This is a genomic window from Bacteroides sp. OF04-15BH (genome assembly GCF_003477995.1).
In the GTDB taxonomy this organism is placed as follows: Bacteria; Bacteroidota; Bacteroidia; order Bacteroidales; family Bacteroidaceae; genus Paraprevotella.
The window spans coordinates 38,874-57,937 of record NZ_QUEM01000024.1; the positions used below are offsets into that span (position 1 = coordinate 38,874).

Consider the following 19,064-nt stretch of genomic DNA (forward strand, 5'->3'; position numbering starts at 1 on the left):
TAGTTCTTTTTTCATCAGAACCGTTTTTTCTCCGTATTTTTGTATTCTTATTTTAAGGAAGATTTAAAGTTATATCATCATGCGGAATTCGATTTTATCTCTTGTTTTTTTGTTATGTTGTGGTGTTCCCGTACAGGCTCTGTCGCTCAAGGACGTGAATTATACTTCTGCCGATTCGGCTCAGGTGGTACAATGGCTTGAAGAGGCCCGCGACCAGTATGTAAAGGCGGATCGAATGCTGTTTTTTGCGCGTAAGTTTCTGGGGTTGCCATACGTGGCAAACACGCTGGACCGGAATAAAAACGAAGAAAAACTGGTGGTGAATCTGCGTGAGTTGGACTGCACCACCTTTGTGGAGAATGTTGCGGCACTTTCGCTGACGGCCGGAAGGGGAAGTACCTCGTTCTATGACTTTTGTGAAGCTCTGGAGCGCCTCCGTTATACCAACGGTATGCTTTCGGGATATGCTTCCCGCAATCACTATTTCAGTGAATGGATTCAGAGCAATCAGGACATGGGGCTGCTGAAAGATGTCTTTGACGAGAGCACCGTGGGGAAAGGCTCGGCATTGACCCCGTTGTCTGTTCAGGTAAATTACATGAGCCGTCATGCCGACCGCTATCCGTTCTTGAAGGCACATCCCGAGGCGGTCAAGACAATCGTCGGAAAAGAACAGGCCATCAGCGGGCGTAAGGTGTGGTTTCTGCCCAAAGGGAAAATAAAGGGAAATACGCGGGACATACAGCTTGTGCAGGAGGGAGACGTTGTGGCTTTCGTGACGAAACGCGCCGGACTGGATATTGCCCATGTCGGCATTCTGTGCCGTGAGCGCGGAGAGTGGCATTTTATGCACGCCTCCAGTTTGCGGAAAAAGGTTGTGTTGGAACCTCTTTCCCTGGTGGAGTATTTGCAGAAACAAACGATGCAGACCGGCATTCGTGTGGTGCGTGTCCACTAATCCGTATCGCTCTCTTTTTGCGAAGGGAGCAGGTCGATGTGCTTCATTTGTCTCATGATAGCAGTCTGGCGCTTGAGCATGTAGCGGGACGGGTCTTTGGAACTGTATCGTAAAGGATTAGGCAGCGTGGCCGCTATCAGCGCACAGTTGGCACGTGTCAGATTGGATGCCGGACGGCCGAAATGCTGTTGGGCAACCGCTTCGGCTCCATAAATACCATCGCCCATTTCGATGGAATTCAGATACACCTCCATGATGCGTTCCTTGCTCCATGTCAGCTCTATCAGTACGGTGAAATAAGCCTCGAACCCTTTGCGCACCCACGAAGAAGTGGGCCACAGGAATACGTTCTTGGCCGTTTGCTGGCTGATTGTGCTGCCGCCGCGGATGCGTTTTCCGTTTTCTCTTTCTTCCAGAGCATTCTGAATTTCCACGAGGTCGAAGCCGTGGTGTGTCATGAAGCGCTGGTCTTCGGAAGCCATGACAGCTACCGGAAGATATTTGGAGATGCTGTCCAGCGGTACCCAATGATGCTTGAGCCGCACTTTTTCGCCGCGGGCCATTTGCTGGGCGCAGCGGATCACCATGAGCGGAGTGACCGGCACGGGGGCGAACCGGTATACTAAAACAGCAAGGATTGTACTTCCAAAGAACAGAAGTACAATCCATTGCAATACTTTTTGAATCCGTTTCAAAAGAAACATGATTTTTTACTTTATTATTTTGCAGCTTCAGCCTCGGCAGCCTTGATCATTGCCTCGCTTGCATACAAATAAACTTCTACACGACGGTTTTCCTGACGGCCGGCAGCAGTTGAGTTGTCGGCAACCGGATTAGCCTCGCCCAATCCTTCTACTGACTTGATCTGAGCTGAACCTACACCCTGATTCTTCAGGTAAGACTCAACAGCCTGTGCACGCTGCAAAGACAGAGTGATGTTCTTCTGTACGCTCTGCTCGGCTGTGCTGTTCTTCCAGCCCTGGTTGTCTGTATAGCCCTTGATGGCAACGTCCATATCTGTATTCTGGAGCAATACGTTGGTTGCAAAGTTCTTCAGTGAAGACTGTGCTGTTGTGCTCAGAGTAGAGCTGCTTGTGTTGAACAGGATACCTGAATCGAAGGTAACCTTAACAGCCTGCAAACCGTTAGCATCTGTTACACTTTCAACTTCTGCGTTCTCAATCTTTTCAGCCTCAGCCTTAGCCTTGTCCATCTTCTTACCGATTAACGCACCTGCGGTAACACCTACTGCTGTACCTACTGCAGCACCGATAGCAGCACCCTTACCCTTGTTCTGGCTGGCCAAAGCACCAATCAATGAACCCAGGGCTGCACCACCACCTGCTCCGATAATTGAGCCTTTACCTGTGTTAGACATACCACAGCTACTCAACACCAATGAAAAGCAGAGAAAACCTGCTGTCAATTTCATTCCTTTCATAGTTAACTTTAAAATTAAAAATTCTTCAAAACGGCGGCAAAGATAAGACATTTTTTCCTTTTCACACAAGGAATAAAAACTTTTTTGTAATTTTGCGCCAATAAATAATTAAGATAAACATTATGGCGAAAGAATTGAAAAATCTGACAAAGAGAAGTGAAAACTATTCTCAGTGGTATAACGAACTGGTCGTAAAAGCTGATCTGGCCGAGCAGTCTGACGTGCGCGGCTGTATGGTCATCAAGCCTTACGGTTATGCAATCTGGGAGAAAATGCAGCGTATTCTGGACGACAAGTTCAAGGAAACCGGTGTGCAGAACGCTTATTTCCCTTTGTTGATCCCGAAATCATTTTTGAGCAAAGAAGCAGAGCATGTTGAAGGTTTTGCCAAGGAATGTGCTGTGGTGACTCACTACCGCTTGAAAACCAACGAGGAGAAAAACGGGGTAGTGGTAGACCCGGCTGCCAAGCTGGAGGAGGAACTGATTATCCGTCCTACTTCCGAAACCATTATCTGGAACACTTTCCGCAACTGGATTCAGAGCTATCGCGACCTGCCGGTGCTGTGCAACCAGTGGTGTAACGTGATGCGCTGGGAGATGCGTACCCGTCTGTTCCTGCGTACTGCCGAGTTCTTGTGGCAGGAAGGTCACACCGCTCACGCAACCCGTGAGGAGGCTGAAGACCGCGCCAAGCAGATGCTGAAGGTATATGCCGACTTTGCCGAGAAATATATGGCCGTTCCGGTGGTTCAGGGTGTGAAGAGCGAGACCGAGCGTTTTGCCGGTGCTTTGGATACCTATACCATTGAAGCGATGATGCAGGACGGAAAGGCTTTGCAGAGCGGTACTTCTCACTTCCTGGGACAGAACTTCGGAAAGGCTTTCGATGTGCAGTTCATCAATAAGGAAAACAAGCTGGAATATGCCTGGGCTACTTCATGGGGCGTTTCTACCCGCTTGATGGGTGCCCTGATCATGACTCACTCTGATGACAATGGTCTGGTATTGCCTCCGAAGTTGGCTCCGATCCAGGTGGTTATTGTACCTATTTATAAGAATGAGGAGCAGCTGGCAGCCATCGACGCCAAGGTTGAGGGTATCGCTGCCAACCTGCGTGCCATGGGTGTTTCTGTGAAGTATGACAATGCCGACAACAAGCGTCCGGGCTTCAAGTTTGCGGATTATGAGCTGAAGGGTGTACCGGTACGTCTGGTAATCGGTGCCCGCGACCTGGAGAACAACACCGTAGAAATCATGCGTCGTGATACTCTGGAGAAGGAAACCCGCACGATGGACGGTATCGAGCAGTATGTGAAAGACCTGTTGGAAGACATTCAGAACAACATCTTCGCCAAGGCCAAGGCATACCGCGATGCACACATCTACGAGTGCGATGATTATGAAGACTTCAAGAAGCGCGTTAAGGACGGTGGTTTCTTCCTGTGTCACTGGGACGGTACAGCCGAGACAGAGGCCAAGATCAAGGAAGATACTCAGGCAACCATCCGTTGCGTTCCGTTCGAGTTCGAGCAGACTCCGGGTGTGGATATGGTGAGCGGCAAGCCGGCCAAGTGTAGAGTATTGATCGCACGTTCTTACTAATCCGTCAGGAGCACGCTTTCCGGCGGAAACGAAAAATACAGAAAAGAGCATGTCTTCGGGTGCAGACCCGCGGACATGCTCTTTGTCGTAAACAGACCTCTCCGGCTTTCGGAATTGGCTAAACTGCTGTAAGATTGGGTTAAATATCAGTTTTACGTTGTCGGGTTGGTTATTTTTTTATACTTTTGCACTCCGAAAGAAATATCAGTTTTTTTGTATATAAAAATTAATTTATGTTGGAGCACAAACAAGAAGACCAGCAGGATCTGTTATTGATCAGAAGAAAGTTAGATTTATTATTGAGAACCGGAAAATTATTGGTAGAAAGTCTGGCCGACACCAATAGAGTTGTACGCAACATGAATCGGGTAGCAGCCTACTTGGGCTTGCCGGAAGATAAACTGCACATTGATGTAGGTTTTACCATGCTGCAAGTGAACCTGAGTGACAACGCCCACTCTTTCTCCAAACTCCAGAAGTGCGAGCATCATGGTGTGAACATGACCGCCATTTCGGAAGTCAGCAAACTGTCATGGAGAGCCATTGAGCAAGACTATTCTCTGGATCAGTATGAGGCTGAATTGGAAAAGATTCGTACCAAGAAACGTAACTACACCCCGTGGCAGGTGGCTATCGGTGCCGGTTTTGCCTGTGGCGGATTCTGTATTCAGTTCGGTTGCGACTGGGTGGCTTTCCTTTATGCTTCCATTGCGGCCATTCTGGGTATGCGCGTGCGCGCTATCTGCAACGAGTGGGGTATCAATCACTATATGAGCATTGCCATTGCGGCATTTATCTCTACGCTGATTGCCTGGTCTACCACTTATCTGCCTTCGGAATGGACCAGCACTCCTTATCATCCGCTGTTGGCCTGTGCCCTGTTTATCGTGCCGGGTGTGCCATTGATTAACTTTGTGGACGATATGCTCGACAATTATATTCAGGTGGGTATCGTGCGAGCGGTCAATACGCTGTTGATCGTCACCTCTATGGCTTTCGGTATTACCTTCGTCATCAAGTTCTGTAACATTCCGGAACTGTTTGCCACCCTGAGCATTGTGCCGCATCACGCTTATTGGGAATATGCCATTGCCGCCGCTATTTCGGCTATGGGATTCTCCATGATCTTCAACATCCCGCGCCGTTTGTTGTGGGTGGTAGCCATTGGCGGTATTCTGGCTGTATGTACCCGTAACTTTGTAAACTTAGGACCGAGCACCAACAATATCGGTCTGGATATGGGTCTGGTCATGGGTTCTTTTGCCGGTTCAGTATTGGTGAGCCTCATTGCCATCAAGGCTGTTCACTGGTTCCATGTGCCTAACCACGTGCTGACCATTCCTTCTGTCATCCCGATGATTCCGGGAGTGCTGATGTATCGCATGCTTTTGGGCTTTATCAGCATGAACGTGAAGTCTTTGGATGAGATCACTCCGTTTATGAAAGCTTTGGAGAGCGGTGTAAATTCCGGTATGGTCATCTTCTGCATTGCCTTGGGTGTTGCCATTCCGAACATCTTTGCCCGTCGCTTTATCGCCAAAGACCGTCAGCGCTTCCTTCAGGAAGAATTGCGCAAGAGACGTGAGCGCGGAAAGTTCATTGAATGGTAATGAAAAAATCGTCACGATGAAATGAACCAATCATTTTGATGATTGCATGAAAACATCACGATGTTTTTGAGAGACGATGCTGCCGGTACTTTTCAGGCAGCAAACAGAATAAACAAACAGCGCGGGGCTGTGTCCGTTCAGACACAGCCCCGCGCTGTTTGTTTTTAGCAGGAATCCGTCTTATGGGTTCTGCAAATCCTTATCGTCAGTTTCCGTTTTCACGGAATCGTTTTCCAGAATCTGCGGCCGTTTTCTTCTTGAGATTTTGAAGAGATCCTTCCAGGCGCCGAAATCCTTTTTGAACTGAATTCCGATGCCCTGAGTGGTCAGTGATGACTTGGTAAAGTAGCGGTCGTTTGTTTCGCTGTAGGCTTTCAGAGACAGGTTTCCGCTTGGCGTCAGGAGCCATTGGATGTCAAAGTCACCGATAAAGTTAGACGACTTGTAAGTGTTCGTATTGTCGCGATAGCCGAAATTACCGTTAATCAGCAGGCGGTTGTTCAGCAGTCGGCCCGACAGCAGTCCTTCCACATCCATGTCGCTCCAGCCCTGTTCGCCGGTGCTCAGGTTGGTACCGAAGTTCCAGTTGTTGTTGCCGATGATGTTCGAAAGCATTTCGTTCAGCTGTCCGCTCAGGGTAGACGAGAGCAAGGACTTCATCGCTACAGAAGACTGGCTCTGGTTCGGGTTGTTATAGTCATAAGTATAGAAGCGGCCGATACCCAGCAGATATACAATCTGCATGTTCTTTTCCTCTTCGGTGCTGATGAGGCTTTTCACCATTCGTTTTTCATCCTCGTTGACATTCGGAATGTCGAAGTCGAAGCTGATGTGCGGCTGTTTGGCTTTTCCGGTGATGTTCATCAGACAGTTTACGCGCACGTTGTTCTGGCTGAAGGTGCTTCCGGAGCTCAGGTCATTGAGCGAAACTGACGGCACGCTGTAGATGGCCTGCAGATTCAGTCCCGCTTCGTTCGGATCGCCGCCAAACACGATGTTTCCTCCCGGCGACAGGACAAAATCTTTTCGGATAACGTCCTGAAGCGACAATTTATACACACCCTCCTGCACCGTAAAGGTGCCGTACATCTGGAATTTACCCTTGTTATAGAACGAAGCCTTGATGTTTCCGCTTCCGTTTACAGAGATGTAGTCTCCGGCGCGGGCATCCATCAGGATTCTCATGGTGGCACGCGGTGTGATGTGCAGATTGAAGTTTACCCGCACGTCGCTGCTTTTTTCTTCGGCAGCGTCCTCGGCGGTCTTGCTGGTCGCGGCCGATGTCTGCTCGTTGTCCTCAGCGGTCATGTCCTCCGATTCCAGCAGGAGGTTCCGCCGGTCCGTTCCCGTCTTTTTGCTGGATACGAACTTGACGAACTGATTTTCCGTGAGCACGTCCGGGCGCGACAGGTTATACATGAAGATGGTGTTTTCTTCCGGCCAGGCATCAATATCCACGTTGAGCACTCCCGGCCATCCCTTGATGCCCACTCGTCCGGAGGCAATGGCAGTACCGCAGAACAGCTCGTCGCCGAACTCTTTCTGGTCGTACGCCAGCAGCTGGTCGGCCTTGATGTCGATGTCGTAGCTCATGTTCGAGAAATGCTCGTGGCTCAGTACGCCATTCAGCAGAGCCTTGTGGCCCAGAGTCTGGGTACCGCCGTCCTCGTCGTAAATCACGGCATCGTCGAATATGATTTTTCCCGGTCGGATGGCCACCTTATTATTATACATGTGATACTGCGTGTTCAGGATGTCCACTTTCATGCGGGCATGTTTTACCAGCATGTCGCCTTCGAGGTCGATGCCGCCAAACGGACCGAATACGCGGAGATTGCCGGTGGTGCGTCCTTGCAGGTTGGTGAAGATTCCTGCCGTATATTGGTTCAGGAAGTACAGATTGGTGTTGTCGGCCGTGATGTTCAGGTCGAGTCCGCTGCCCGGCTCATGTCCCGGAGTGATGGTACCCTCCACGCGCGTCATGCTGCTTTCCATCGGGTCGTTCATCAGGGCATTCAGGAAAATGGAATGCTCGCTGGTTTTCCATCGGGCGTAGGCGTTCATGGCCCCCATCGGAGCCAGGTTGAACGTGAAGTTCTGCACGTTCAGATATGCTTCAACGGTAGGATCCTGTTTCAGGTCGTGGGCATAGACACGTCCGGTGGCATAGCCGTCGAACTCCACGGCGTGGAAGTTGATCATGTTGAACACATACTGCAGATTGATGTTCTTGAGATTGGCCACAAGTGTGTCGTTCTTCTGGTCGGAAACCGATCCGTGAACACTCAGATAGCGGTCGGCCGACTGGTCGATCAGGAAGTTGTCAATATGCACAGAGCCGGGTTCGATTTCCACGCGCGCCGGATGAACATTCCATACGGAGTCGTTGATGACAATGCTGCTCGGGTTGAAATTGATGACCGTGCGGGTCTGCTTGTCCTCGGTCTCTTCGAAGAGCGTGCTGATGGCAACATTGCCGGAATATTTCTTGCTCTTGGGGATATTCCAGTGCAGGTTGTTGTAGAGAATACCGTCGCGGATATCCGTGTTAACCCCGATGCGCACCATGTTTTTGCCCATTTCTCTGGAGAGAGACAGAGCGCCGTTCAGGAATCCGTTGCTGCCCGCATAGTTTACGTGGATGTTTTTGATGTTTTCCGTGCCGTAAATCACATGAGGGGCGTTCACCTGCATCTGTATCAGGTCCTTTTTACTGTTGAACGACGCGTTGATGTAGGCCGCCTGCTTGAAGTCAATCGGCACGTTCAGGATATATTTCAGTGCATCCAGATTCTGAATGTGTACGATGGCCGAAATCTGGCAGTCGGAGGCTTTCTTTTCCGGAGTCGGTATCAGTCCCGGAAGATACTTGGATACTGCATATTGTCCATTGTGTATCAAGTCTTTGAATGTGAAGTCACCTTCAACGGTGGCTTGCAGGAAGTCGCTGTATAACCGGATGCTTTTTTCCTGTTTTTCCTTTTTGATCCAGTTCAGGGACAGGTTGCCGAAATGGCGTTCTTCTTCTGCCTTACGCACCAGAAAATCATGGATGTTCAGACTGCCGTTCAGCTCGTCGGCCTTCAAGCCTGAAAAATCCGCCTCGATTTTTGTAGTGAAGTGCATGCCGCTCATCTTGTCGGTGAGTTTCAGGTCGTGTGGCGACATGTTTTCCAGGTCAAGAGCCACATTCACTTTCGGTTCCTTCAGATAAGGATTGATGCTGCCGTTCAGACGGATGGTTCCGTTGGGGTCTTCCATGGACACGTTGCCCTCGAATCCCTGGTTTCCGTATTTTCCGTCAATCTGAATATTCTGATAGTTGTAGGTCTTGTATTCAAAATTGTTGATGACTCCCTTGGCCACGATTTTCGGAATCTTGTTTTCCAGATTTCCGTTGAGATTCAGGTTGAAGACCAGGTTGCCCAAACCGCTTTCCGGAGCCAGAATCTTGTTGAGTTGCAGCTGTTTGGATGCGACGGTACCCTTGAACTGTTTGGTGCCGTTGAACGTGCCGTTGATGGCAATATTGCCGGCCGAGCAACTGATCTCTCCATTGGTATTCAGTAGGTTATGCGTTGCTTTCAGTTCTCCGTTAAATCGGATGAATTCAGCCTTTTCGATAAAGGGTGCTGCGCCGGAGAGTTTGTTCTTGATCTCTTCGGGCAAGAGTTGGATCACCTCATTCTCGATGTCCAGTGAGAGTGCGGATGCATGCAGTCCGCGCTTCTGTTTGTTTCTTACATTATATAAAAGCAGGCGTGTGTGCAGGTCCACTTCTTCGTTTTTGGTAAACAGATGGATGTGGTCGAAGAACACATGTTCACGGACCCATTCTCCATACAGATTCAGGTGGAGCGGTTCGTGCATCCCTTTGAGAGCCGGGACAAAACAAGCCAGATCATGAGGCGTTACGTAAGAATGGTCCACACGCAGCACGGCATGGAATCCGTCCATCCACTTGTTCCACCCGATAATCCTCGGAGAACCGGGGTAGGTGGCCTGAAGCGAGTCGATGGTCAGCCGGCTGTGAGGCAGCTGCACATCGAGTTGGGAGATATTGGCATGCTTGCTGTTTGCCAGAATCTTGAAACGGAAATTTTCCATGCTGATGCCCGACTGTTCCTTGAAAGACAGACGTTTGACCTGAAAATTCAGAGAGTCTTTGGTGAACGCCTTCAGGGCTATGTTTGTGCTGAGCTGCCGGATGTGCAGATGAGCCGGGTTGAAGACTCCCGGCGTTTCGGCCACAAACCGCTTGTTGAAGCGCACTTCTCCTCGTCGGATGAGGATGGAGTTGATGCGCAGGTCGATGTCTTTCTTGCTCGTCGTGTCCTTCGAAGCAAAGGCATCGATCAGGAATTGCATGTTGGTCTTTCCTTTCGGGTTGTTCTGGTAGATATTGACGTAACAGCCAAACAGTTGCGTGTTGTTGATGACGATCTTTCCTTTCAGGATGGAGGCGATGTCCAGCTTGGCCGAAAGACGGGCTGCCCGCAGCAGAGTGTCTTGCTGCTGGTCCATAATCAGCACATCATCTACAATAATGCGGTTCAGCAAGCCGATATCCGTCCGCCCGATGCGTATTTCCGTTTTCAGATAGTCGGAAAGCCGGGCCGCTAGAAATGCGGACATGCGTACCTGTATTGCTGGAATATTCAGCAATAGCAGTCCTGCGAGATAGAATGTCACGATTCCACCAATCAGGCGTCTGGTTATTTTCTTGAGCGTTTTGATATTTTATAATATTTTGATACACGAAATTACAATTTTCTTTGGAGAAACCTTTCCCTTTTTCTATTATTTTACGTAAATTTGCGCCGTTTTAATTAAAACCATTTTTTATAATCCAAATATATGGCAAGTGTAATTAAATTACGTAAGGGTCTTGATGTCAATCTCAAGGGCAAAGCCGCCAAGGAAAAGTTTCAGGTAGCGTGTCCGGGAACCTACGCATTGGTTCCTGACAGCTTCGTGGGAATGAAGCCGAAAGTGGTTGTCAAAGAGGGAGATGTCGTGAAGGCCGGCGAAGCCTTGTTTGTAGACAAGGCACATCCTACAGTGAAGTTCGTTTCACCGGTGAGCGGAACCGTGTCATTGGTAGAGCGTGGCGAACGTCGTAAAGTGTTAAGCGTGCAGGTTAAGGCTGATGCAGAGCAGCAGGCTGTTGACTTCGGTAAGAAGCAGGTTGCATCTATGGACGGCAGTGCAGTGAAGGAACTCCTGCTGGAGTCCGGACTCTTTGCTTTCTTCAAGCAGCGTCCTTATGATGTAGTGGCTACTCCGGATGCAACTCCGAAAGCTATCTTCGTGTCTGCATTCAACTCCATGCCGTTGTCCGCAGACTTTGAGTATGTATTGGCAGGTCAGGAAAGCGATTTCCAGACAGGTCTGGATGCATTGTCAAAGATTGCCAAGACTTACCTCGGTGTGAGCAGCAAGCAGAAGAATGCCGCTTTGACTCAGGCCAAGAACGTTACCGTGAACGTGTTCGACGGTCCGGCTCCTGCTGGTAATGTAGGTGTTCAGATCAATCATGTGGATCCGATCAACAAGGGAGAAATCGTATGGACTATCGGAGCCGAGGAAGTGATCTTCATCGGTCGTCTGTTCAACACCGGTAAGGTAGATCTGACCCGTACCATCGCTTTGGCAGGTTCAGAAGTAAAGGCACCGGCTTATGCAAAGGTAAAGGTCGGCCAGCAGCTGACAACCTTGCTGAACGGTCGTATCGCAACAGACAAGACCGTGCGTATCATCGACGGTAATGTCATGACCGGCCAGAAGACTACTGCCAACGGATTCCTGGGTGCTCACTCAACAGAGGTGAATGTGATTCCTGAAGGTGATGATGTTCACGAAATGCTGGGTTGGATCATGCCTCGTTTCGATCAGTTCTCTACCAGCCGTTCATATTTCAGCTGGTTGTGTGGCAAGAAGGAATACACTCTGGATGCCCGTGTGAAGGGTGGCGAGCGTCACATGATCATGAGCAACGAGTACGACCGTGTATTCCCGATGGATATCTTCCCGGAGCAGCTGGTTAAGGCTATCATCACCGGTGATATCGACCGCATGGAGGCATTGGGTATCTACGAAGTGGCACCGGAAGACTTCGCTCTCTGCGAATTCGTTGACTCTTCAAAACTGGAGTTGCAGCGTATCGTGCGTGAAGGTTTGGATATGCTTCGCAAAGAAATGGCTTAATTTAAACTTATAAAATACGTAAATAATAATGAACGCGTTAAGAAAATATCTTGATAAGATAAAGCCGAACTTCGAAGAGGGAGGCAAGCTTCACGCTTTCCGTTCTGTATTTGATGGCTTCGAGACATTCCTGTTCGTGCCCAATACAACATCGAAGTGTGGAGTAAATGTACACGACGCTATTGACAGCAAGCGTATCATGTCGTTTGTTGTGATTGCTTTGATTCCGGCTCTGTTGTTCGGTATGTACAACATCGGTTATCAGAATGCCATGGCTGCCGGAAAACTGGCTGAGACCGGTTTCTGGGAAATGTTCGGTTATGGTTTCCTGGCTGTATTGCCTAAGATTCTGGTTTCTTATATCGTAGGTCTGGGTATCGAGTTCATCGTGGCTCAGTGGAAGAACGAGGAAATTCACGAAGGTTACCTGGTAACCGGTATGTTGGTTCCTCTGATTGTGCCGGTAGGCTGCCCTCTGTGGGTGATTGCCATTGCCTGTGCTTTCGCCGTAATCTTCGCTAAGGAGATTTTCGGTGGTACCGGTATGAACATCTTCAACGTAGCTTTGATCACCCGTGCATTCCTGTTCTTTGCTTATCCTACCGTAATGAGCGGTGACGCTTGCTGGGTAGCTACAGAGAGCATCTGTGGCTTGGGTTACAACCTTCCGGATGCCTTCACAATGGCTACTCCTCTGGGTCAGGCTGCAACAGGTGCTGCCATTACTTCTTCTTTGTGGGAGCAGTTCGTAGGTCTGATTCCGGGTTCTATCGGTGAAACCAGCGTGATTGCCATCGGTATCGGTGCGATCATCCTGTTGTGGACCGGTGTTGCCAGCTGGAAGACTATGATCAGCGTATTTGTCGGTGGTGCTGTTATGGGATTGATCTTCTCTAACTTCGGTCCTGAGGGCAATGCAGTAGCTGCTATGCCTTGGTATCAGCACATCATTCTGGGTGGTTTCTGCTTCGGTGCCGTATTCATGGCTACCGACCCTGTAACTTCAGCCCGTACTGAAACCGGTAAGTACTATTATGGATTCCTGATCGGTGCCATGGCTGTTATCATCCGTGTGCTGAACCCGGGTTATCCAGAAGGTATGATGCTTGCCATCTTGTTGATGAATGTATTCGCTCCGCTGATTGACTACATCGTTGTTCAGAACAACATTGACAAGCGAGCTAAACGTGCAATTAAAAAATAATTAAAGGAATATGGCTACAAAGAAATTTAAGTGTAAAGTATGCGGCTACATCCACGAAGGTGATGCAGCTCCGGCCAAATGTCCCGCGTGTCAGGCTCCGGCTTCAGAGTTCGAAGAAATCACTGAAGGCGGACAGCCAAAGAAGAAAGGTATCAATACCAGCAGCAATACCTATACGATTATCTACGCTTGTGTGGTAGTAATCATCGTGGCTTTCTTGCTGGCTTTTGTCTCTAAGGCGTTGGAACCACAGTCAATGGCCAATGTACGTATTGACAAGAAGAGCCAGATTCTGGCTGCCCTGAATATCCGCGATCTGGATAAGGCTAATGTAGAAAGCAAATATGACGAAGTGGTTGTTTCAGACCAGATCATTACTTCTAACGGTGAAATGGTTAAGGATGGAGCAAGCAAGGACAAGGATGGTTTTGCTGTAGAAGACAAGGAAATTTCTGCTGAGAACCTCCCTCTTTATGTTTGTAACGTAAACGGTGAAACCAAATATGTGATGCCTTTGACCGGTAAAGGTCTGTGGGATGCTATCTGGGGTTATGTGGCTGTAAATGCCGACAAGAACACTATCTATGGTGTTTACTTCTCTCACAAGGGAGAAACTGCCGGTTTGGGTGCCATCATCACCGAGTATGAGAAGTTCCAGAAGCAGTTTGAAGGCAAGAAGGTGCTGAATGCCGACAAGAGTGCTGTGTTGATCAGCGTGGCTAAGAAAGGCAAGTTCGTAGAAGGACTGACCGATGACAGCCGTTGCGATGCCATCACCGGTGCTACTTTGACTTCAGACGGTGTGAACAACATGCTTCACGAGTGCTTGTCACGTTACATGACTTTTTTAACAACTAATGAATAATTGGAGGTAGAAAAAAATGGGAAAATTATTTTCAAAAGAGAATAGAGAGGTATTCTCATCACCGATCAACCTCAATAACCCGGTAGCAGTACAGGTGTTGGGTATCTGTTCGGCTTTGGCTGTAACTTCTCAGTTGATGCCTGCAATTGTGATGGGACTTTCTGTAACGGTCATTACCGCTTTCTCAAACCTGATCATTTCTTTGATCCGTAACACCATTCCTAACCGTATCCGTATCATCGTTCAGCTGGTAGTGGTTGCGGCTCTGGTAACCATCGTAAGTATGGTCCTGAAGGCTTTTGCTTATGATGTAAGTGTTCAGCTTTCTGTATACGTAGGTCTGATCATCACCAACTGTATCCTGATGGGACGTTTGGAGGCATTTGCCATGATGAACGGTCCTTGGGAGAGCTTCCTGGATGGTATCGGTAACGGTTTGGGTTATGCCATGGTATTGGTTATCGTAGGTGCTGTACGTGAGTTCCTGGGTAACGGTAGTTTGCTTGGCTTCCAGATCATCCCTGACGGATTCTACGAAATGGGTTATATGAACAACGGTATGATGACCATGCCGGCTATGGCCCTGATTCTGGTAGGATGTTTCATTTGGGCACAGCGTGCAATCAATGATCCGGACAAGAAGAAAAAGTAAGTAACACATACTAGATAAAAGAAAAATTATGGAACATTTATTAAGCTTGTTTGTCCGTTCAATTTTTGTGGACAATATGATTTTCGCTTTCTTCTTGGGTATGTGTTCATACTTGGCCGTATCTAAGAATGTAAAGACTTCACTCGGATTGGGTATCGCCGTAACTTTCGTGTTGCTGGTGACTGTTCCGGTGGACTATTTGTTGCAGACCAAAGTTTTGGCCGAAGACGGAATCTTGGGTCAGGACCTCACTTATCTGGCATTTATCCTGTTTATCGCCGTAATTGCCGGTATTGTGCAGTTGGTTGAGATGATTGTGGAGCGTTTCTCTCCATCACTTTACTCTGCATTGGGTATTTTCCTTCCGTTGATTGCTGTGAACTGTGCCATCATGGGTGCTTCTCTGTTCATGCAGCAGAGAATCCAGATGGATCCGGCTACCAGCTCTCAGGCTATCGCTAATGTATGGGATTCTCTGGCTTATGCATTGGGTTCAGGTATCGGTTGGACTCTGGCTATCGTTTCTTTGGCGGCTATTCGCGAAAAGATGGCTTACACCAACGTGCCGAAGCCGTTGCAGGGACTGGGTATCACCTTCATCACTGTAGGTTTGATGGCCATGGCATTTATGTGTTTCTCAGGTTTGAAAATTTAATAGGAAAGGGAATAAACAATGGATATGAATTTTATTTTTACGAGCATTGGAGTATTCCTCGTGATCATCCTGCTGTTGGTGATTATCTTGCTCGTAGCAAAGAAATATTTGTCGCCTAGCGGAAATGTAAACATCAAGATCAATGGTGACAAGACTGTTTCTGTAGCTCAGGGCGGCAGCTTGCTGTCTGCTTTGTCAGAGCAGGGTATTTACTTGCCTTCTGCCTGTGGTGGTAAGGGTTCTTGCGGTCAGTGCAAGTGCCAGGTTCCTGCCGGCGGCGGTGAGATTCTGGATTCAGAAAAGGGACACTTTACCCGTAAGCAGATTAAGGATAACTGGCGTCTGGGATGTCAGTGCAAAGTGAAGAGCGATATGGAGATCGTGGTACCGGAATCTGTAATGGGTGTTAAGGAGTACGAGTGTACCGTTATCAGCAACAAGAACGTGGCTACCTTTATCAAGGAGTTCATCGTGCAGTTGCCTGAAGGTGCTCACATGGACTTCATTCCGGGTTCATACGCTCAGATCAAGATTCCTAAGTTCAAGATGGACTATAACAAGGATATCGACAAGGATCTGATCGGTCCGGAATATCTGCCGGCATGGGAGAAGTTCGGTCTGTTCGGTTTGAAGTGTGAGAACACTGAAGAAACCATCCGTGCTTACTCAATGGCCAACTATCCTGCCGAGGGTGACCGCTTCATGCTGACTGTACGTATCGCTACTCCTCCGTTCAAGCCGAAAGATCAGGGTCCTGGCTTCATGGACGTAATGCCGGGTATTGCTTCTTCATACATCTTTACCCTGAAACCGGGTGATAAGGTGATTATGAGCGGTCCTTACGGAGACTTCCACCCAATCTTCAACTCTAAGAAGGAGATGATGTGGGTAGGTGGTGGTGCCGGTATGGCTCCTCTGCGTGCTCAGATCATGCACATGACCAAGACATTGAAGACAACTGATCGTAAGATGAGTTACTTCTATGGTGCTCGTGCGCTGAACGAGGTATTCTATCTGGAAGACTTCCTGCAGTTGGAGAAGGACTTCCCGAACTTCAGCTTCCACTTGGCTCTCGACCGTCCGGATCCGGCAGCCGATGCAGCTGGCGTGAAGTATACTCCGGGATTCGTTCATCAGGTAATTTACGAAACATATCTGAAGAATCACGAGGCTCCGGAAGATATCGAATACTACATGTGTGGTCCTGGCCCGATGTCAAAAGCTGTGGTTAGCATGCTCGACAGTCTGGGTGTTGAACCGGAAAGCATCATGTACGATAACTTCGGTGGATAGTCTGTATCAGATTGATAAGACAATCGAAAAACTCAATAAAAAGGAAACTGCCCGCAAGGGTGGTTTCCTTTTTTTATTGCTTTTTTTGTTAAGGAACTGTAAAATCTTCCAAAAAGAACGTGATCGGGTTCTCTCAAAAAGAAAACTTTATATCTTTGTAATCAGTACAAATTTAAAGATATGTAGGATTATGAAGAAGGCTTTTGTATTGGGATTGCTTCTATCCCTGTTTTCCTTGATAGGAATTGCACAAACACAAAGTGAGAAATATCAGTTGTCCAGCCATATACTTGATATCAATGTCGGTAAACCGGCAGCGGGAGTAAAGATTACACTGAGTCGTCAGGATGCTTCGGGCGACTGGACTCAAATAGAAGAGCGAGTGACGGACGAAAACGGACGTGTGAAGGACTTTCTGAAGGAGACTCCTGCGGGAAATATCGGCATATATAAGCTGACCTATCATATTGCTCCTTATTTTGAGACTCAGGGACAGGACACCTTTTATCCATTCATAGAGGTGGTTTTTCAGATTAAGGATGGAGCTCACTATCATGTGCCTATTACATTGTCTCCTTACGGCTATTCCACTTATCGGGGTAGCTGATCGGTATATAAGTTTAGTTTAGGGTTTATTTTCGCAGGATGCTGTCCAGCTTTTAGGCTGGGCGGCATTTCTTATTATTATCCCGCTTTGATTGCTGGGAATAACTCTTGTCATATAGGGCGGTTTTTAGCCCCGTGAGGCGCAGAAAATGAAAAGGGAGGAGAATCATATTCCCCCTCCCTTTTTAATTGGTGTAATGTGGATTATAGAGTTTCTATGTCCAATAGTTGTTTTCCTTGTTTATTCTTTGAACATATCAGGATCAGAAGCAGCAGAGGTGTTCGTCGGTGTGTCAAACATGTCATCCTCGCTATTGCTTGTAGAGGTGTTATTGTTTTGCTGTTCTTCACTATTTGTCTGTGCAGGTTCGCTGAACATGTCATCTTCATCGGTATTATCTGTACTGGTCGTTGTTTGAACCTCTTCCTCTGTTTCCGGAGAAGTAGTTTGGAATGAATAATCGTTTCCTTTGCTGCTTTCCATACTCCAGCCTGCCCAGGATAATCCTCCACCCATCAGCAAAGTCAGTAAGACCAAAACAACAGAGCGGTAAGCGACGCCGTTGGCATGCTTTGGGCTCAGGAAAATAAAGACAGAAATACTGATGAGTATGAGCGTGATGGCATAAGGCAAGATAAAGCCAAGGATTGCAAAGAGACACATCAGCGGATAGAATATGATGCAGGCATAAATGATCGGCTCTATGACAAAATGCCCCAGCAGTGGAAGTATGATATGCCCAAACATATTATCCATAATATCATCGTTGCGTTCTGCATACTTGTTTCCGTATTTGTCTTTATAAATGTTCACCGGCTGCCCTCCCCAGTGTCCGAACTTGCCCCAGTTTACAATGGCGAGGATAAAACCAACGACAAAGAGGGGAGAAAACCACGCAGACTTAAAGATATTCCATTGTATCTCTATGCCAAAGTCTGCCGCTGTAAACATCTCGTAGATAAAAAACAACGAGCTGGCAGCAACCAGTGTTCCGCAGATATAACTGGCGTAAGCATAATTGGTATCAGAGAAATTAGGAAGCTTGTTGAATGATGTCATTTTCATGTGTAGAATATATTGGTAAGTGGAATTGCATAGTTACCCTTAGAATTTTAATTCAATCTTTGGGGTGTTTTGATCAATACGCACGACTTTTTCTTTGGTTTCAAAATCTTTTTCCTGTTCGCAGGTTATTGTAATCAGATGTCTGCCTTGTTTGATTTTGACTGGTGTACCGTCATTCTTCCATTCTGGAACTTCCTTATTGTCTATAAACAGACTCATTTTTCCTTTTCCCTTACCTGTTATGATTACAGGAATGAAGGGTTTGGGTTTCAATGTAACATTGAGATCTTGAGTTCCTTCTTTTTCAAACTGGATTTCCTGGGTATAGTCTTTCCAATCCTCAGCTACAACACGTACTTTATGTTTTCCTAATGGAATTTCAAGAAGTCCGGGGCCGCCGATCTTTTTGTTGTTTGCATACAGTATGGCTGTAGGTACATTGCATACGAAATTTACTTTAGCCGTATATGCTTTTAATTTTAGGGGAATTATTTTTGATTTGGAGACATCAGTAACTTCAAATTCTCCCTTTTTGTCTTCGTAATAGGTTGACTGAGCGGTATAAGTATATTTTCCGGGCAAAAGTTCAGTCTGTATGACTCCCTTTTCTATAGGATAAGTTTTTCCGTTAACCGTTATTTTTCCTGTTCTGGGGATCATGTTAAAGACAACTGTCTGTGTCTTCTTTTGAGTCATACCCGATTTTTTCAGATTGATGGCATAAGTCTTTCCACCTTCAATATTAACCTGAAAATCCCTTTTGAAATTAATAGAGGCAGGCAGATAGTCATTGTGTTTCATCTCTATAGAGTTAATACCACCAACGACATACACATTGTAGTATCCATCTATATATTTGATATTCCTCAAATCCGCAACTAAGCTCTTCAGCGTCCTTCTTGC

The 19,064-nt window shown here is 47.5% G+C and carries 15 protein-coding genes; 10 read left to right on the forward strand and 5 right to left on the reverse strand.

What is annotated here, in order from left to right; genetic code table 11:
• Window positions 1-79: 79 nt before the first annotated feature.
• The gene (locus DXA74_RS11195) at window positions 80-958 is read left to right on the forward strand and encodes an N-acetylmuramoyl-L-alanine amidase-like domain-containing protein (RefSeq protein WP_118527616.1); all 879 of its coding nucleotides are present in this window, start codon (window positions 80-82) and stop codon (window positions 956-958) included.
• Here DXA74_RS11195 and mtgA read toward each other — a convergent pair.
• Window positions 955-1,662, reverse strand: coding sequence for a monofunctional biosynthetic peptidoglycan transglycosylase (gene mtgA, locus DXA74_RS11200; protein ID WP_199666158.1), 708 nt, complete (start codon window positions 1,660-1,662; stop codon window positions 955-957). The genes DXA74_RS11195 and mtgA overlap by 4 nt on opposite strands.
• 14 nt (window positions 1,663-1,676) lie before the next feature.
• Window positions 1,677-2,399: an OmpA family protein gene (locus DXA74_RS11205; RefSeq protein ID WP_118527618.1), complete on the reverse strand. Its 723-nt coding sequence runs from the start codon at window positions 2,397-2,399 to the stop codon at window positions 1,677-1,679.
• A 122-nt stretch (window positions 2,400-2,521) separates the two neighbouring features.
• On the opposite strand from DXA74_RS11205, the gene proS reads away from it, so the two are divergent.
• Together proS and DXA74_RS11215 are read left to right on the forward strand one after the other, a co-directional pair.
• On the forward strand, window positions 2,522-4,003 hold the full coding sequence (proS, locus tag DXA74_RS11210) for a proline--tRNA ligase (RefSeq protein WP_118527620.1): 1,482 nt from the start codon (window positions 2,522-2,524) through the stop codon (window positions 4,001-4,003).
• 233 nt (window positions 4,004-4,236) lie between these two features.
• On the forward strand, window positions 4,237-5,613 hold the full coding sequence (locus DXA74_RS11215; RefSeq protein ID WP_118527622.1) for a threonine/serine exporter ThrE family protein: 1,377 nt from the start codon (window positions 4,237-4,239) through the stop codon (window positions 5,611-5,613).
• Between the two features lie 180 nt (window positions 5,614-5,793).
• On the opposite strand, the gene DXA74_RS11220 is transcribed toward DXA74_RS11215, so the two are convergent.
• Window positions 5,794-10,248 carry a translocation/assembly module TamB domain-containing protein gene (locus tag DXA74_RS11220; RefSeq protein WP_118527624.1) on the reverse strand — a complete coding sequence of 1,485 codons (4,455 nt, stop codon included), beginning with the start codon at window positions 10,246-10,248 and terminating at the stop codon, window positions 5,794-5,796.
• A 222-nt stretch (window positions 10,249-10,470) separates the two neighbouring features.
• On the opposite strand from DXA74_RS11220, the gene DXA74_RS11225 reads away from it, so the two are divergent.
• The 7 genes from DXA74_RS11225 (at window position 10,471) to uraH (ending at window position 17,096) form a co-directional block, all read left to right on the forward strand.
• Window positions 10,471-11,820 (forward strand): Na(+)-translocating NADH-quinone reductase subunit A, encoded by a 1,350-nt coding sequence (locus tag DXA74_RS11225; protein WP_118527626.1) that lies wholly within the window; start codon window positions 10,471-10,473, stop codon window positions 11,818-11,820.
• A 28-nt stretch (window positions 11,821-11,848) separates the two neighbouring features.
• Window positions 11,849-13,024: an NADH:ubiquinone reductase (Na(+)-transporting) subunit B gene (locus DXA74_RS11230; RefSeq protein WP_118527628.1), complete on the forward strand. Its 1,176-nt coding sequence runs from the start codon at window positions 11,849-11,851 to the stop codon at window positions 13,022-13,024.
• 10 nt (window positions 13,025-13,034) lie between these two features.
• Window positions 13,035-13,889: an NADH:ubiquinone reductase (Na(+)-transporting) subunit C gene (gene nqrC / locus DXA74_RS11235; protein ID WP_118527630.1), complete on the forward strand. Its 855-nt coding sequence runs from the start codon at window positions 13,035-13,037 to the stop codon at window positions 13,887-13,889.
• 16 nt (window positions 13,890-13,905) lie between these two features.
• On the forward strand, window positions 13,906-14,541 hold the full coding sequence (locus tag DXA74_RS11240; protein WP_118527632.1) for an NADH:ubiquinone reductase (Na(+)-transporting) subunit D: 636 nt from the start codon (window positions 13,906-13,908) through the stop codon (window positions 14,539-14,541).
• 28 nt (window positions 14,542-14,569) lie between these two features.
• On the forward strand, window positions 14,570-15,196 hold the full coding sequence (gene nqrE, locus DXA74_RS11245) for an NADH:ubiquinone reductase (Na(+)-transporting) subunit E (RefSeq protein WP_118527634.1): 627 nt from the start codon (window positions 14,570-14,572) through the stop codon (window positions 15,194-15,196).
• Between the two features lie 18 nt (window positions 15,197-15,214).
• Entirely contained in the window at window positions 15,215-16,489 is a 1,275-nt protein-coding gene (gene nqrF, locus DXA74_RS11250; protein WP_118527636.1) for an NADH:ubiquinone reductase (Na(+)-transporting) subunit F, read from the forward strand.
• 190 nt (window positions 16,490-16,679) lie between these two features.
• Window positions 16,680-17,096: a hydroxyisourate hydrolase gene (gene uraH / locus DXA74_RS11255; protein ID WP_118527638.1), complete on the forward strand. Its 417-nt coding sequence runs from the start codon at window positions 16,680-16,682 to the stop codon at window positions 17,094-17,096.
• 240 nt (window positions 17,097-17,336) lie between these two features.
• Here the strand turns inward: uraH and DXA74_RS11260 are convergent, their stop codons facing one another.
• Together DXA74_RS11260 and DXA74_RS11265 are read right to left on the reverse strand one after the other, a co-directional pair.
• Window positions 17,337-18,161 (reverse strand): hypothetical protein, encoded by an 825-nt coding sequence (locus tag DXA74_RS11260; protein ID WP_147401093.1) that lies wholly within the window; start codon window positions 18,159-18,161, stop codon window positions 17,337-17,339.
• A 39-nt stretch (window positions 18,162-18,200) separates the two neighbouring features.
• On the reverse strand, window positions 18,201-19,064 hold an 864-nt coding region (locus DXA74_RS11265; protein WP_147401094.1), incomplete at its 5' end, for a PEGA domain-containing protein.